The following is a 16,194-nucleotide window of genomic DNA, read 5'->3' as shown; positions in this document are numbered from 1 at the left end:
ACGGCATGGACGCTGGCGCCAGCGCGGGCGCGGCGCCTCACACCTGATGTGCAGGCAGGGAGGCACTTGACGCAGGGCACCCGCGATTCGCTTCAGCGCCAGCGCCTGGCCGGCTGGGCTGTGCCGGCGCTGCTCGGCGGCTGGGTGCTGGGCACGGCGTGGCAGGTGCAGCAGGCGGCCCTGTGGCCGCCTGCCGCCTACGCCGGCCTGGCCGGGGCGGCGCTGGTCGTGGCCGTCCTTGGCCTGCGGCAGGCGCGCGAGCGTCCGCACCGGGCCGTGGCCGGCTGGCTGATCGTGGCGGCCTGCGCGGCGGCCGGTGCGGCGTTTGCCGTCGCCGGCGTGCGCGCCGGCGCGATGCAGGCGCAGGCGCTCGATGCGGCGCTGGAAGGGCGCGACCTGCAACTGCTCGGCGTGGTCAGCCGCATGCCGCAGCGCGGCGACGCCGGCTGGCGCTTTCGCTTCGACGTCGAGTCGGCGCGGCTGGACGGCGCTGCGGTGCAGGTGCCGCCGCGGCTGCAGCTGGCCTGGTACGGCTGGCCCGGGCGCGATGGCGCCGCGCCGGCCCAGGAGCCGCTGGCGATCGACCTGCGCGCCGGCGACCGCTGGCAGTTCACGGTGCGCCTGCGGGCGCCGCACGGCAACCTGAATCCGCACGGCTTCGATTACGAACTGTGGCTGTGGGAGCGCGGCGTGCGCGCCACCGGCTACGTGCGCGCCGGCCCGCGCGATGCGGCGCCGCGCCGGCTGGATCGGCGCGTGGCGCATCCGGTCGAGCGTGCGCGCCAGTCGGTGCGCGATGCCATCCTGGCCGGCGCCGACGGCAAGAGCGCCGACCGGCAACGCTTTGCCGGCATCGTCGCGGCGCTGGTGACCGGCGACCAGAACCTGATCGAGCGCGCCGACTGGGACCTGTTCCGCGTCACCGGCGTGGCGCACCTGATGAGCATCTCGGGCCTGCACATCACCATGTTCGCCTGGCTGGCGGTGGCCGTGGTGGGCTGGGTCTGGCGCCGCAGCGCCTTGTGGCGCGCGCCGTCGCCACTGAACCCGAGCCTGCGCGTGCCGGCGCCGCACGCCGCGTTGGTCGGCGGCGTGCTGCTGGCCAGCGGCTACGCCGTGTTCAGCGGCTGGGGCGTGCCGGCGCAGCGCACCGTGCTGATGCTGACGACCCTGGTGCTGCTCAAGCTGGCGGGGCTGCGCTGGCCGTGGTGGATGAGCTGGCTGCTAGCCTGCGCGGTGGTGCTGGCGGTCGACCCGTGGGCCGTGCTGCAGCCCGGCTTCTGGCTCAGCTTCGTCGCCGTCGGCGTGCTGTTCGCGGCCGGCTCCGACCTGGTGGAGACCGGGCGGCGCGGCCTCGGCGGCCGCCTGCGCCAGTTGCTGCGCGAGCAGGCGGTGGTGACGCTGGCGCTGACGCCGCTGTCGCTGATCCTGTTCGGCCAGGCCTCGGCGGTCGGTCTGCTGGCCAACCTGATGGCGATCCCGTGGGTGACGCTGGTGGTGACGCCGCTGGCGCTGCTGGGCGTGCTGTGGCCGCCGCTGTGGGCGCTGGCCGGCGCGGCGCTGACGCCGCTGATGGCGCTGCTGAGGGGGCTGGCGGACTGGCCGCTGTCGAGCGTGTCGATGGCCGCGGCACCGTTGTGGCTGGGCCTGGCCGCCGTCACCGGCGGCGTGCTGCTGGCGCTGCGCTGGCCCTGGCCGCTGCGCGCCGCCGGCCTGCCACTGCTGCTGCCGCTGCTGCTGTGGCAGCCGCCGCGCCCGGCGCCGGGGCAGTTCGAACTGCTTGCCGCCGATGTCGGGCAGGGCAGCGCCGTCATCGTGCGCACCACGACGCGCACGCTGCTGTACGACGCCGGGCCGCGCTACTCGCTTGAGAGCGACGCCGGCCAGCGCGTGCTGGTGCCGCTGTTGCGCGCGCTGGGCGAGCGGCTGGAGCTGCTGGTGCTGAGCCACCGCGACGGCGACCACATCGGCGGCGCGCGCGCCATCATCGCCAGCCAGCCGGGCGCGGCGCTGCTGGCCTCGATCGAGCCCGGGCATGATTTGCACGGCGAGCGCCCGGCGATGCGCTGCCAGGCCGGCCAGCGCTGGCGGTGGGACGGGGTCGAGTTCGAGATCCTGCATCCCGCCGCCGAGAGCTACGCGCGCACGCGCGATGCCAACGCCCTGAGCTGCGTGCTGCGCATCCGCACGCCGGCTGGCGTGGCGGCGCTGCTGCCCGGCGACATCGGCGTGGCGCAGGAGCGCGCCCTGGTGGCGGCCACGGACGAGTTGCGTGCCGAGTTGCTGCTGGCGCCGCACCACGGCAGCCGCACTTCGTCGTCGGCCGCGCTGCTGGCGGCGGTGCAGCCGCGCTGGGCGCTGGTGCAGTCGGGCTACCGCAACCGCTTCGGCCACCCGGCGCCGGAGGTGCTGGCGCGCTACCAGGCGCATGGCGTGCGCGTGCTCGAGTCGCCGCGCTGCGGCGCCATGCGCTGGCACAGCGCACGACCCGACGCGCTGCAGTGCCAGCGTGAGAGCGCCGCGCGCTACTGGCACCACCGCATGCCCTGAGTGGCGCAGCGCCCGGCGCGCTCCTTGCTATGCTGTCAGCCGAGGAGCCGCTCTTGTCCATGCACCCGTTCGATGAAATGTACGCACCCCCGGCCTGGCCGGCGACGCTCGGCTCCGGCGGGTACGAGGCGGGCTGGACGGTGCGCCGGCACTACGGCGACTACGCCGGCTGGCTGGCCGGGCAGAGCGACGAATTGATGCGCGCGCGCCGCGACGAGGCCGAGCTGAACTTCCGCCGCGTCGGCATCACCTTCGCGGTCTATGGCGACCAGGACGCCGGCGCCGCCGACACCGAGCGGCTGATTCCGTTCGACCTGATCCCGCGCATCATCCCGGCCGACGAGTGGGAACGGCTGGAGCGCGGCCTGGTGCAGCGCGTGACGGCGCTCAACCGCTTCATCCACGACGTCTATCACGCGCAGGAGATCCTGCGCGCCGGCGTGGTGCCGGCCGGGCAGGTGCTGAACAACAGCCAGTACCGGCCCATCATGCAGGGCCTGGCGGTGCCCAACCAGATCTACGCACACATCGCCGGCATCGACCTGGTGCGCGCCGGCAATGCCCAGGGCGCGGGCGAGTACCACGTGCTGGAAGACAACCTGCGCGTGCCCAGCGGGGTCAGCTACATGCTGGAGAACCGCAAGATGATGATGCGCCTGTTCCCGGACCTGTTCAGCCGCTACCCGGTGGCGCCGGTGGCGCATTACCCCGACCTGCTGCTGGAGACCCTGCGCGACGCCAGCCCCGGCAAGTCGGCGCACCCGACGGTGGTGGTGCTGACGCCCGGCATGTACAACAGCGCCTATTTCGAGCACGCCTTCCTGGCCCAGCAGATGGGCGTGGAACTGGTCGAGGGGCAGGATCTGTTCGTGCAGAACGGCTTCGTCCACATGCGCACCACCCGCGGGCCGCAGCGCGTCGACGTGATCTACCGCCGCGTCGACGACGACTTCCTCGATCCCGAGGTGTTCCGACCCGATTCCACGCTCGGCTGCGCCGGTCTGATGGCCGCGCAGCGCGCCGGCCACGTGGCGATCTGCAACGGCGTCGGCACCGGCGTCGCCGACGACAAGTCGATCTACCCCTACGTGCCGAAGATGATCGAGTTCTACCTCGGTGAGCAGCCGATCCTGAACAACGTCCCGACCTGGCTGTGCCGCGACGCCGACGACCTGAAGTACGTGCTGGCGCATCTGGAGGAACTGGTGGTGAAGGAAGTGCACGGCGCCGGCGGCTACGGCATGCTGATCGGGCCGGCGGCCAGTGCCGACGAGATCGGGCGGTTCCGCCAGGCCGTGCTGGCCGATCCCGGCAACTACATCGCGCAGCCGACGCTCAGCCTGTCGACCTGCCCGACCTACGTGGAGAGCGGCATCGCACCGCGCCACATCGATCTGCGGCCCTTCGTGCTGTCGGGCCAGCAGGTGCGCATGGTGCCGGGCGGCCTGACGCGCGTGGCGTTGCAGGAGGGATCGCTGGTGGTCAACTCCTCGCAGGGCGGCGGCACCAAGGACACCTGGGTGCTGGAGGCCTGAACCATGCTGTCACGCACCGCCGACCACCTGTTCTGGATGTCCCGCTACACCGAGCGGGCCGTTCTGTTCGCGCCAGTGGACAGGGTGCGACAGCACCACAACACCGCCGCACGCGTCAGCGTGCCGGGGTTCGAGGCTTGAGGGGCAGGACCATGCTTTCGCGCACCGCCGACCACCTGTTCTGGATGTCCCGCTACACCGAGCGGGCCGAGAACACCGCCCGCATGCTCAGCGTGCAGCACGAGACCTCGCTGTTGCCACAGTCGGCCGAGGTATCGGGGCAGGGCTGGCAGGGCGTGCTGTCGATCAGCGAGCTGCTGCCGGCCTACAGCGCGCGCCACGGCGCGGTCGTGCCCGCCAAGGTGATGGAATTCATGGTGCTCGACGCCGGGAACCCGGCTTCCATCGTGGCCTGCCTGAAGGCGGCGCGCGAGAACGCGCGTGCGGTGCGCGGTGCGCTGACCACCGAAGTCTGGGAAACGCTCAACCAGACTTGGCTGGAAGTCGAGCGCCCGAGCCGCAAGAACGCCTTCCGGCGCCATCCGGGCCAGTTCTTCGAGTGGGTCAAGTTCCGCTCGCACCTGTCGCGCGGCGTCACCCTGGGCACCATGCTGCAGGACGAGGCCTTCCACTTCCTGCGCCTGGGCACCTTCCTGGAACGCGCCGACAACACCGCGCGCATCCTGGACGTGAAATTCCACGCCGCCGCCGATGAATTCTTCGGCAGCGGCGGCGAGCGCGACCGCGAGTACGACTTCTACCACTGGTCCACGGTGCTGCGCAGCGTGAGCGCGTTCGAGATCTACCGCAAGGTCTACCGCGACGTCATCACGCCCGAGCGCGTGGCCGAACTGCTGATCCTGCGGCCCGACATGCCGCGCGCACTGCACCACTGCATGAATGGCGTGGTGCACAAGCTGCAGCAGATCAACGCGGACCCGGACCGCGACACCACGCGCCTGGCCGGCCGCCTGCAGGCCGACCTGCGTTTCAGCCGCATCGACGAGATCCTGGCCACCGGCCTGCATGCCTTCCTGACGCGCTTTCTCGACCGCGTCAATCAGCTTGGCGCCGGCATCAGCCGGGATTTCCTGGTGTCCAACGGGACCGCCGCGGCGGTGGGCCAGTGAGCGCCGGCCTTCGATCGTTGTCGGCAGCGCTGCCATACTGAGCCACCGGTTTCCGATCGCGCATGTTCGCCTACATCCTCAAGCGCCTGCTGCTGATGATTCCCACGCTGCTGGGCGTGTTGCTGCTGACCTTCGTCGTCATCCAGTTCGTGCCGGGCGGTCCGGTGGAGCAGTACCTGGCCGAGGCGCGTGCCGGCGCCGGCGGAGGCGCCGCCGAGGGCGGTGGCATGGCCTATCGGGGTGCGCAGGGCGTCGACGAGCAGCGGCTGGAGGAAATCAAGAAGCTGTACGGTTTCGACAAGCCGGCGCATGAACGCTTCTTCCAGATGCTGGGGCAGTTTGCGCGCTTCGACCTGGGTCGCAGCTTCTTCCAGAACAAGGACGTGTGGACGCTGGTGCGGGAAAAACTGCCGGTGTCGATTAGCCTCGGCTTGTGGACTTTCTTCATCAGCTACCTGATCAGCGTGCCATTGGGCGTGGCCAAGGCGGTGCGCGCCGGCACGCGCTTCGATCTGGTGACCACGCTGCTGGTGCTCATCGGCTACGCGATCCCGGGCTTCGTGCTCGGCGTCGCGCTGCTGGTGATCTTCGGCGGGCAGCTGCAGTGGTTTCCGCTGCGCGGGCTGACCTCGGCCAACTGGGACGAGCTGGGTTGGGGCGCAAGAATAGTCGACTACCTGTGGCATATCACGCTGCCGGTGACCTCGATGGTGCTGGGCAGCTTCGCGGTGACGGCGATGCTGACCAAGAACTCGTTCCTGGAGGAGATCCGCAAGCAGTACGTGCTGACGGCGCGCGCCAAGGGGCTGACCGAGCGGCAGGTGCTGTGGAAACACGTGTTCCGCAACGCGCTGATCCCCATCGTGACGGGTTTTCCGGCCGCCTTCATCGGCGCCTTCTTCACCGGCGCGCTGCTGATCGAGACGCTGTTCTCGCTCGACGGCCTGGGCCTGCTGAGCTATGAAAGCGTGATCCGACGCGACTACCCCGTGGTGCTGGGCACGCTCTACCTGTTCACGCTGATCGGCCTGGTCACCAAGCTGATCAGCGACCTGACCTACGTCTGGGTCGATCCGCGGGTGAAGTTCGATTGAGCAACGAATTCAGTCGCCCCATGACGAAGGACGCGCCTTCAGCAGGCGCCGTCGTGCGCGTTAACGTCTGGTGCTGCGGTCGCGCCGAATCCTGGATCGCCTGTCTGGCGAGCGCCGCATGAGCGAAACACCCGCCACAGGCCTGTCGCTCAGCCGCCGCGCGTGGCGGCGCTTCCGTGCCAACCGGCTCGGCTTCTGGAGCCTGGTGCTGTTCGTCACGCTGGTGGTGCTGAGCCTGTTGGCCGAGGTGCTGTCCAACGACAAGCCGCTGCTGGTGCGCTACCAGGGACAGTTCTATGTGCCGCTGGTCCAGACCTACTCGGAGAAGACCTTCGGCGGCGACTTCGAGACCGAGACCGACTACCTCGACCCCTTCATCCGCGAGAAGTTCGCCGAGCCGGGCAACTGGGCCATCTACCCGCCGAATCCCTACGGCAGCAAGACCATCAACTACTTCGCCAAGGCGCCCAACCCTGCTCCGCCCAGCGCCGACAACTGGCTCGGCACCGACGACCGCGGGCGTGACCTGCTGGCGCAGCTGATCTACGGCTTTCGCGTCAGCGTGCTGTTCGCGCTGGCGCTGACCTTCGTCGGTACGCTGCTGGGCGTGATCGCGGGGGCGGTGCAAGGCTTCTTCGGCGGCAAGACCGACCTGGCCTTCCAGCGCTTCATCGAGGTCTGGGCCGCGATGCCCGAACTGTACCTGCTGATCATCTTCAGCGCCATCCTGTCGCCCAGCCTCGGCCTGCTGCTGGTGCTGCTCAGCCTGTTCGGCTGGATGGGGCTGTCGGACTATGTGCGTGCCGAATTCCTGCGCAACCGCCAACTCGACTACGTCAAGGCCGCGCGCGCGCTGGGCGTGCCGAACCGGCAGATCATCTGGCGCCACATCATGCCCAACAGCATGGTGCCGGTGGTCACCTTCCTGCCGTTTCGCATGAGCGGGGCGATCCTGGCGCTGACCTCGCTCGACTTCCTCGGCCTGGGCGTACCGCCGGGCACGCCGTCGCTGGGCGAACTGCTGAACCAGGGCAAGAACAACATCGACGCCTGGTGGATCTCTTTGAGTACCTTCGGCGTGCTGGTGCTGACGCTGCTGCTGCTGACCTTCATGGGCGACGCGCTGCGCGATGCGCTGGACCCGCGAAAGGCCGACACATGAGCACGCCGCTGCTCCAGGTGGAAAACCTGCACGTCTCCTTCGGTGCCAAGACGGTGGTGGAGGGCGTGGACTTCGCCATCGCGCGCGGTGAGAAGCTGGCCCTGGTGGGCGAATCCGGCTCCGGCAAGACCGTGACCGCGCTGGCGCTGCTGCGCCTGCTGCACGGCGCGCGCGTCAGCGGTCAGGCCCTGTTCAACGACGGCCAGCAGACGCGCGATCTGCTGGCGCTGTCCGAGCGCGAGCTGCGCGGCCTGCGCGGCGACGACATCGCCATGATCTTCCAGGAGCCGATGACGGCGCTGAACCCGCTGATGACTGTGGGCGAGCAGATCGCCGAGGTGCTGCGCCTCAAGCGCGCCATCGGCAACGCCGAAGCGGCGCAGGCTGCCATCGAACTGCTGGGCCGCACCGGCATTCCCGAACCCGCGCGCCGCGCCGGCGCCTACCCGCACCAGCTCAGCGGCGGCCAGCGCCAGCGCGCCATGATCGCCATGGCGCTGGCCTGCGAGCCCAAGCTGCTGCTCGCGGATGAGCCGACAACGGCGCTGGACGTCAGCCTGCGCGGCCAGATCCTCGACCTGCTGGGCGAGCTGCAGCAGGCCAACGGCATGGCGGTGCTCTTGATCACGCACGACCTGAACCTGGTGCGCCGCTTCGCCGACCGCGTGGCGGTGATGCAGCACGGCAAGCTGGTCGAGCTGGATGAGACCGACCGCATCTTCAACGCGCCGCAGCACCCGTACACGCGCATGCTGATGGCCAGCAAGCCCGAACGCCAGGTGGACGAGGCGCCGACTGCGCCCGGCCTCACGCCGGCGCTGGCAGCACAGGACCTGCGCGTGATCTACCCGACGCCGCTGCCCGGCATCCGGGGCTGGTTCCACAAGGGCGAGTTCGTCGCGCTGCACGGCGCCGATTTCGCCATTGCCCCGGGCCGCACGCTGGGCGTGATCGGCGAATCGGGCTCGGGCAAGTCGACGCTGGCGCAGGCCGCGCTGGGCCTGCTGCCGCGCCGGCAGGTCGGCGGCGAGGTGCTGGTCGCGGGCCAGCCGTGGCAACTCAAGGCGGCCGTCGACAAGCCGCTGCGGCGCGTGGTGCAGGTGGTTTTCCAGGACCCGTTCTCCTCGCTGTCGCCGCGCATGACGGTGGAGGAGATCGTCGGCGAGGGCCTGCAGGTGCATGTGCCCGAGCTGCCGGCACCCGAGCGCACCACCCGTGTGCGCGCGGCGCTGGCCGAGGTCGGCCTGGGCGAGCAGCAGTTTCCCAACCTGCTGGCGCGTTACCCGCACGAGTTCTCCGGCGGCCAGCGCCAGCGCATCGCGCTGGCACGCGCGCTGATCGTCGAGCCGCAGCTGCTGGTGCTGGACGAGCCGACCAGTGCGCTCGACGTCACGATCCAGAAGCAGGTGCTGGCGCTGCTGCAGAAGTTCCAGCGCGAACGCGCCTTGAGCTACCTGCTGATCACGCACGACGTCGACGTGGTGCGCGCGATGGCGCACGAGGTCATCGTGCTGAAGGATGGCGAGGTGGTCGAATCCGGACCGGCCGCGCAGGTGCTGGGCACGCCGCGGCACGCCTACACGCAAAGGCTGCTGGCAGCGGCCTGAGCGCGCCGTTCAGAGCAGCGCCTGCGCGGCGCCAGCCGCCGCGCAGGCCAGCACCACCAGCCATGGCGCCAGCTTGAAGCGCATCAGCGCCAGCAGCGCGAGGAAGGCCAGCAGACTGTCCAGCGGGCCGCGCAGTCCGTGCGTGACAACCGGGTCGACCAGCGCGCCGAGCAGCACGCCGACCACGGCGGCGTTGACGGCGAGCAAGGCCTGGCGCACACGCCGGCTGGTTTTCAGGCGCTCCCAGAACGGCAGGGCGCCGGCCAGCAGCAGGAAGGCCGGCGCGAAAATGGCGAGCAGGGCGATCAGGCCGCCGGCCCAGCCCGTGGGCGCCTCGCCGCGCGCAGCGCCCAGGAAGGCGGCGAAGGTGAACAGTGGCCCCGGCACCGCCTGCGCGGCGCCGTAGCCCGCCAGGAAGGCATCCTCGCCCACCCAGCCGGGCGGCACCACCTCGGCCTGCAGCAGCGGCAGCACCACGTGGCCGCCCCCGAACACCAGGGCGCCGGCGCGGTAGAAGGCGTCCACCAGCGCCGTGACGGCGTGCGCGGCGCTGCCTTGTGTGGCCAGGGTCAGCACCGGCAAGACGATCAGCAGGACGAAAAACAGCGTCAGCCAGATCGCGCCACCGCGCACCGACGGCGCGGGTGCGCCGGCCGCTGCCGAGGCAGCCGGCGGCGCGACGGCGCGCATCAACCCGGCGGCGCCCAGCCCGGCAGCCAGCAGCATCAGGCCGACCTGGGTCCAGGGCGTCGGCCACCACAGGGCCACGATGGCCGTCGCCAGCGCCAGCAGGCGGCGCGGCCAGTCGGGGCAGAGCTTGCGCGCCATGCCCCAGACGGCCTGCGCCACCACCGCCACCGCCACCACCTTGAGGCCGTGCAGCGCCCCCTGCGCCAGCGGATGCGCCATGTTCCAGTGCGTCAGGCCGAGCGCCAGCCCGATCAGCGCGATCGCCGAGGGCAGGGTGAAGCCGGCCCAGGCGGCCAGCGCACCGGCGTAGCCGCCGCGCTGCAAACCCAGGCCCAGGCCGACCTGGCTGCTCGCCGGCCCCGGCAGGAACTGGCACAACGCCACCAGCTCGGCGTAGGCGGCTTCGCTCAACCAGCGCCGGCGCGTGACGAACTCGTCGTGGAAATAGCCCAGGTGCGCCACCGGGCCGCCAAAGGAGCTCAGGCCCAGACGCAGGAAGATGCGCCCGATGGCCCACGAGCTGTCGCGGGTGCCGGCGGGCACTGCGGAATCGGGGTCGGGCACGGTGGCGGACATGGCGGTGCCGAGCATAGCGGCCGCCCGTGACGGTTGGCGTGGCGGCAGCGGCATGAGGCCAGCTTGTCTTGGGGTCCGGTGACCCCGGGGTCGTTGTCAAGATGATGCAATTGATGCTAAAATCCGCAAGATTGACGACCAGATGGGCGGCCTTGCACCCGCCCATTTTTTATGCCTGCTGGCCGGAGTTTTCGGAGCGGCGGCGATGGGTGGATCTACAGGACAACGTGGCGCTGCAGCAGACGATCGAAGCTACCGTGAGCGGACTGGGATACGAGCTGGTGGAACTGGAACGTTCCGCCGGCGGTCTGTTGCGCGTGACGATCGATTGGCCCTGGATGCCGGGTGAGCCGGCCGAGCGGGCGGTGACGGTGGACGACTGCGAGCGGGTTACGCGCCAGCTGCAGTACGTGCTCGAGGTCGAGGGCATCGACTATCGGCGGCTGGAAGTGTCATCGCCGGGCATCGACCGGCCGTTGCGTGATGAGAGGGACTTCGAGCGCTTCGTCGGCGAGGTGGTCGACCTGACGCTGAAGGCGCCGATCGGCGCGGCGGCGGGCGGCCAGGTGCATGCCAACCGCAAGAAGTTCCGCGGCACGCTGGGGCGGACCGAGGACGGTGCCTGGCAGATCGTCTGGCGCGACGAGTCGCCACCGGCCAAGCCGGGCCAGCGCGTCAGCGCCAAGCGGGCGCCGGCGCCGGAGCAGGCGATGACGTTCGAACTGGACGAGCTACAGTCGGCGCGCCTGGCGCCGCTGGTCGATTTCAAGGGACGCAAGCCGGCCGGCGGCCAGCCGGGGCAAGTGGATTGAAGAGCAGTGCGGGGATGCGGGCCAGCATCTCCGATCGAGAGTTTTGAGATAGGGCGAATCATGAATCGCGAACTGTTGATGCTGGTGGAAGCGATCTCGCGCGAGAAGAACGTCGAGCGCGACGTGGTGTTCGGCGCCGTCGAGGCGGCGCTGGCGCAGGCCGCCAAGAAGCTGTACGAGGGCGAGGTCGACCTGCGCGTGGCGATCGACCGCGACACCGGCGAGTACGAGACCTTCCGCCGCTGGCACGTGGTGCCCGACGAGGCCGGCCTGCAACTGCCCGACCAGGAGATCCTGCTGTTCGAGGCACGCGAGCAGATCCCCGACATCGAGGAGGGCGAGTACATCGAGGAGCCGGTCGAATCCGTGCCGATCGGCCGCATCGGCGCCATGGCCGCCAAGCAGGTGATCCTGCAGAAGATCCGCGACGCCGAGCGCGAGATGCTGCTGAACGACTTCATGAGCCGCGGCGAGAAGATCTTCAGCGGCACCGTCAAGCGCATGGACAAGGGCGACATCCTGGTCGAGTCCGGCCGGGTCGAAGGCCGCCTGCGCCGCAGCGAGATGATCCCGAAGGAGAACCTGCGCAACGGCGACCGCGTGCGCGCCATGATCATGGAGGTCGACCTGACCCTGCGCGGCGCGCCGATCCTGCTGTCGCGCGCGGCGCCCGAGTTCATGATCGAGCTGTTCCGCAATGAGGTACCCGAGATCGAGCAGGGCCTGCTGGAGATCAAGAGTTGCGCGCGCGACCCGGGCAGCCGCGCCAAGATCGCGGTGCTGAGCCACGACAAGCGGGTCGATCCGATCGGCACCTGCGTCGGCGTGCGCGGCACGCGCGTCAACGCCGTCACCAACGAGCTGGCCGGCGAGCGCGTCGACATCGTGCTGTGGTCCGAGGATCCGGCGCAGTTCGTGATCGGCGCGCTGGCGCCGGCCAACGTGTCGTCGATCGTGGTCGACGAGGAAAAGCACGCCATGGACGTGGTGGTCGACGAGGAGAACCTCGCCATCGCCATCGGCCGCGGTGGTCAGAACGTGCGCCTGGCGTCCGAGCTGACGGGCTGGAAGATCAACATCATGGACGCCGACGAGTCGGCGCAGAAGGAAGCCGAGGAAACCGGCGCCATGCGCCAGCTATTCATGGACAAGCTCGATGTCGACCAGGAGATCGCCGACATCCTGATCGAGGAAGGCTTCACCAACCTGGAAGAGGTGGCCTACGTGCCGATCCAGGAGATGCTGGACATCGAATCCTTCGATGAGGACACCGTCAACGAACTGCGCGCGCGTGCCAAGGACGCGCTGCTGACGCTGGCGATCGCACGCGAGGAGAAGGTCGAGTCGGTGTCGCAGGATCTGCGCGACCTCGAAGGCCTGACCGCCGTGCTGATCGCCAAGCTGGCCGAGGCCGGCGTGCGCACCCGCGACGACCTGGCCGATCTGGCCGTCGACGAATTGACTGAAATCACTGGGCAGTCCGACGAGGACGCCACGGCTCTGATCCTGAAAGCGCGCGAACACTGGTTCGCCGATCAAGAGTAAGGGTATGGAGACAAGCACCGAATATGACGAACATCACCGTTGCCGATTTCGCGAACGAACTCAAACGCCCCGCTGAAGCGCTGCTGGAGCAGCTGCAGGCCGCCGGCGTGGCCAAGCAGTCGGCGTCCGATGCGTTGACCGACAGCGACAAGCAGCAGCTGTTGAGCTACCTGCAGGCCAGCCATGGCACCGGCGCCGCGCGCAAGAAGATCACGCTGACCAAGAAGACCACCAGCGAGATCAAGCAGGCCGACGCCACCGGCAAGGCGCGTACGATCCAGGTCGAGGTGCGCAAGAAGCGCACATTCATCAAGCGCGACGAGGAACCGGCGCCGGCACCCGTGCCCGAGGCCGCCGCGCCCGAGGCGCCGGCGGCGCCGGTGATCGACGCGGCCGAGCAGGCGCGCCGCGACGAGGAGGCTCGGCGCCAGGCTGAACTGCTGCGCCGCCAGGAAGAAGACGCCGCCGCACGCCGCCGCGAGCGCGAGGAGCAGGAGCGCGAGGCCGCGGAATCGGCGCGCGAGGCCGAGGCCAAGATCGAAGCCCCCGCAGCGCCGGCCGCACCGGCCGAACCTGCGCCTGCGGAGCCGGTTGTGGCCGCACCAGCGGCAGCGTCCGCACCAGCAGAAATGCCGGCACCGGCGGCCGAACCTGCGCCGACGGAGCCGGCCGCGGCAGACGCCGCACCAGCGGTGTCGGCAGCACCCAGCGCCGAGGACGAGGCTGCCCGTGCGCGCGAGCAGGAAGAAAGCCGCCGCAAGGCGCTGGCCGAGGCGGCCGCGATCCGCGCCATGATGAGCGCGCCGCGCAAGGTGCTGGTGGCCAAGAAGCCGGAAGACAAGAAGGCCGAGGAAGCCAAGGCCGCCGTCAAGGGCACGCTGCACAAGCCGGCGGGTACCGCCAAGGCCGCCGCCCCCGCCGCCGGTGTCAACAAGGAAGTCAAGTCGGCCAAACTGTCGTCCAGCTGGGCCGGCGATCCGGCCAAGAAGAAGGGCATCCCGACCCGCGGCGACTCCAGCGGCGGCCGTGGTGGCTGGCGCGGTGGCCCGCGTGGCCGCCGTGGCGAGCGCGATCGCGGCGATGACCGCAGCGCGGTGCAGGCGCCGGTCGAGCATCGCGCGATCGAGGTCCACGTGCCCGAGACCATCACCGTGGCCGAACTGGCGCACAAGATGGCGGTCAAGGCCTCCGAGGTGATCAAGGCGCTGATGAAGATGGGCCAGATGGTCACCATCAACCAGCCGCTCGACCAGGACACGGCCATGATCGTGGTCGAGGAACTCGGACACACGGCCATGGTGGCAGCGCTGGACGACCCGGAGGCCTTCACCGAGGAAGAGGTGCAGGCGCAGGCGGCCGAGGCGCTGCCGCGTCCGCCGGTGGTCACCGTGATGGGTCACGTCGACCATGGCAAGACCTCGCTGCTGGACTACATCCGCCGCGCCAAGGTGGCGGTGGGCGAGGCCGGCGGCATCACCCAGCACATCGGCGCCTACCATGTGAAGACCGAGCGCGGCGTGGTGTCCTTCCTGGACACGCCGGGCCACGAGGCCTTCACCGCCATGCGGGCGCGCGGCGCGCAGGCGACCGACATCGTGATCCTGGTGGTGGCGGCCGACGACGGCGTCATGCCGCAGACGCGCGAGGCCGTCAAGCACGCCAAGGCGGCCGGGGTGCCGATCGTGGTGGCGATCACCAAGTCCGACAAGCCCGAGGCCAACCCCGAGAAGATCAAGGGCGAGCTGGCCGGCGAAGAGGTGGTGCCGGAGGAATTCGGCGGCGATTCGCCCTTCGTCTCGGTGTCGAGCAAGACCGGCCAGGGCATCGACGAACTGCTCGAGCAGGTGCTGCTGCAGGCAGAGGTGCTGGAACTGAAGGCGCCGGTCGATGCCGCCGCCAAGGGCCTGGTGATCGAGGCCAGCCTGGACAAGGGCCGCGGCCCGGTCGCCACGGTGCTGGTGCAATCCGGCACGCTGAAGGTGGGCGACGTGGTGCTGGCCGGCCAGACCAGCGGCCGCGTGCGCGCCATGCTGGACGAGAACGGCAAGCCGACCAAGGAGGCGGGCCCGTCGATCCCGGTCGAGATCCAGGGCCTGGGCGACGTGCCGCAGGCCGGCGACGACTTCATGGTGCTGGCCGACGAGCGCCGCGCACGCGAGATCGCCACCTACCGCGCCGGCAAGTTCCGCAACACCAAGCTGGCCAAGCAGCAGGCTGCCAAGCTGGAGAACATGTTCGCCGACATGGCGGCAGGCGAGGTCAAGACCTTGCCGATCATCATCAAGGCCGACGTGCAGGGTTCGCAGGAAGCGCTGGGCCAGTCGCTGCTCAAGCTGTCGACCGACGAGGTCAAGGTGCAACTGGTGTACGCCGGTGTCGGCGGCATCAGCGAGTCCGACATCAACCTGGCGATCGCCTCCGACGCGGTGGTGATCGGCTTCAACGTGCGCGCCGATGTCGGCGCGCGCAAGCTGGCCGAGGGCAATGACGTCGATATCCGCTACTACAACATCATCTACGACGCCGTCGATGAGTTGAAGGCGGCCATGTCCGGCATGCTGGCGCCCGAGCAGCGGGAAGAGGTTATCGGCACCGCCGAGATCCGCACCGTGTTCGTGGCCTCGAAGATCGGCACCGTGGCCGGCTCCTACGTCACCAGCGGCGTGGTGCGGCGCGATGCGCACTTCCGCCTGCTGCGCGACAACGTGGTCATCTACACGGGCGAGCTGGAGTCGCTCAAGCGCGTCAAGGACGACGTGCGCGAGGTCAAGGAAGGCTTCGAGTGCGGTATCAAGCTGAAGAACTACAACGACATCAAGGAAGGTGATCAGCTGGAGTTCTTCGAGATCAAGGAGATCGCGCGGACGCTGTAAGGTCCGAATACCGGACGCGAGGAACGCGAAAGCGTCGCAAAGTACGCGAAAGATTCCGTGCTCAAGGAGGGCACCGCCAGTTCTCGGGTTTCGAACAAGCCCGCCATGGAACGGATATCGGTTTCTTTCGCGACTGTTGCGTGATCTGCGCGCCCTCCGCGTCCCGGATTCCTGAAGTTCATGCCCAAGAAGCATTCCGTCCCCAACCGCGGCTTTCGCGTCGCCGACCAGATCCAGCGGGATCTGGCGGAGTTGATCGCGCGCGAGCTGAAGGATCCACGCGTCGGCATGGTGACGCTCAACGCAGTCGAGGTGACGCCTGATTACGCGCACGCCAAGGTGTATTTCAGCCTGCTCACCGGCGATCCCGCCGAGACGGAGGAGGCCCTGAACCACGCCGCTGGCCACCTGCGCAACGGCCTGTTCAAGCGCCTGCACATCCACACCGTGCCGACGCTGCACTTCATCTTCGACCGCACCACCGAGCGTGCCGCCGACATGAACGCGCTGATCGCCAAGGCGGTGGCGTCGAAGTCCAAGGACAGCGACGAGTAAATGAGCACCGCCGGGCCGCCCCAAGGTGCGAAGGCCCCCTTGGGGGGCAGCGGACCACGCGCAGC

The 16,194-nt window shown here is 69.6% G+C and carries 12 protein-coding genes; 11 read left to right on the top strand and 1 reads right to left on the bottom strand.

The genetic code is table 11. The features are described 5' to 3' along the window. Positions 1-66 precede the first annotated feature (66 nt). The 7 genes from PK606_RS05220 to PK606_RS05190 all read left to right on the top strand — a co-directional run bounded on the left by PK606_RS05220 (position 67) and on the right by PK606_RS05190 (position 9,078). Complete coding sequence (locus PK606_RS05220) at positions 67-2,550, top strand: DNA internalization-related competence protein ComEC/Rec2 (RefSeq protein WP_324561409.1); 2,484 nt, start codon at positions 67-69, stop codon at positions 2,548-2,550. A gap of 59 nt (positions 2,551-2,609) precedes the next feature. Next, positions 2,610-4,085: a circularly permuted type 2 ATP-grasp protein gene (locus PK606_RS05215; protein ID WP_502920788.1), complete on the top strand. Its 1,476-nt coding sequence runs from the start codon at positions 2,610-2,612 to the stop codon at positions 4,083-4,085. Between the two features lie 3 nt (positions 4,086-4,088). Next, a complete protein-coding gene (locus PK606_RS05210) occupies positions 4,089-4,226 on the top strand; it encodes an alpha-E domain-containing protein (protein WP_324561407.1) in 138 nt (45 codons plus the stop codon). 11 nt (positions 4,227-4,237) lie between these two features. Beyond that, positions 4,238-5,215 (top strand): alpha-E domain-containing protein, encoded by a 978-nt coding sequence (locus tag PK606_RS05205; RefSeq protein WP_324561405.1) that lies wholly within the window; start codon positions 4,238-4,240, stop codon positions 5,213-5,215. Between the two features lie 62 nt (positions 5,216-5,277). Further along, positions 5,278-6,309 (top strand): microcin C ABC transporter permease YejB, encoded by a 1,032-nt coding sequence (locus PK606_RS05200; RefSeq protein ID WP_324561403.1) that lies wholly within the window; start codon positions 5,278-5,280, stop codon positions 6,307-6,309. Between the two features lie 118 nt (positions 6,310-6,427). Beyond that, positions 6,428-7,471 carry an ABC transporter permease gene (locus PK606_RS05195; RefSeq protein ID WP_324561402.1) on the top strand — a complete coding sequence of 348 codons (1,044 nt, stop codon included), beginning with the start codon at positions 6,428-6,430 and terminating at the stop codon, positions 7,469-7,471. Next, positions 7,468-9,078, top strand: coding sequence for an ABC transporter ATP-binding protein (locus PK606_RS05190; protein ID WP_324561399.1), 1,611 nt, complete (start codon positions 7,468-7,470; stop codon positions 9,076-9,078). Before PK606_RS05195 ends, PK606_RS05190 begins: the two co-directional genes overlap by 4 nt. Positions 9,079-9,087: 9 nt before the next feature. Here the strand turns inward: PK606_RS05190 and chrA are convergent, their stop codons facing one another. After that, the gene (chrA, locus tag PK606_RS05185) at positions 9,088-10,344 is read right to left on the bottom strand and encodes a chromate efflux transporter (protein WP_324561397.1); all 1,257 of its coding nucleotides are present in this window, start codon (positions 10,342-10,344) and stop codon (positions 9,088-9,090) included. Positions 10,345-10,571: 227 nt separating this feature from the next. Between chrA and rimP the strand changes: the two genes are divergently transcribed. The 4 genes from rimP to rbfA all read left to right on the top strand — a co-directional run bounded on the left by rimP (position 10,572) and on the right by rbfA (position 16,129). Continuing rightward, positions 10,572-11,156 carry a ribosome maturation factor RimP gene (rimP, locus tag PK606_RS05180; protein WP_324561462.1) on the top strand — a complete coding sequence of 195 codons (585 nt, stop codon included), beginning with the start codon at positions 10,572-10,574 and terminating at the stop codon, positions 11,154-11,156. Between the two features lie 60 nt (positions 11,157-11,216). Next, the gene (gene nusA / locus PK606_RS05175) at positions 11,217-12,701 is read left to right on the top strand and encodes a transcription termination factor NusA (RefSeq protein ID WP_324561395.1); all 1,485 of its coding nucleotides are present in this window, start codon (positions 11,217-11,219) and stop codon (positions 12,699-12,701) included. A 23-nt stretch (positions 12,702-12,724) separates the two neighbouring features. Beyond that, complete coding sequence (gene infB, locus PK606_RS05170) at positions 12,725-15,574, top strand: translation initiation factor IF-2 (protein WP_324561393.1); 2,850 nt, start codon at positions 12,725-12,727, stop codon at positions 15,572-15,574. Positions 15,575-15,754: 180 nt separating this feature from the next. Next, positions 15,755-16,129 carry a 30S ribosome-binding factor RbfA gene (gene rbfA / locus PK606_RS05165; protein ID WP_324561391.1) on the top strand — a complete coding sequence of 125 codons (375 nt, stop codon included), beginning with the start codon at positions 15,755-15,757 and terminating at the stop codon, positions 16,127-16,129. The last annotated feature ends 65 nt before the right edge of the window (positions 16,130-16,194 follow it).

It is taken from the genome of Ottowia sp., from assembly GCF_035444425.1.
Lineage (GTDB): Bacteria > Pseudomonadota > Gammaproteobacteria > Burkholderiales > Burkholderiaceae_C > Ottowia.
The sequence above is the reverse complement of the archived record's forward strand: the minus strand, read 5'-3'. Positions and strand labels throughout refer to the sequence as shown.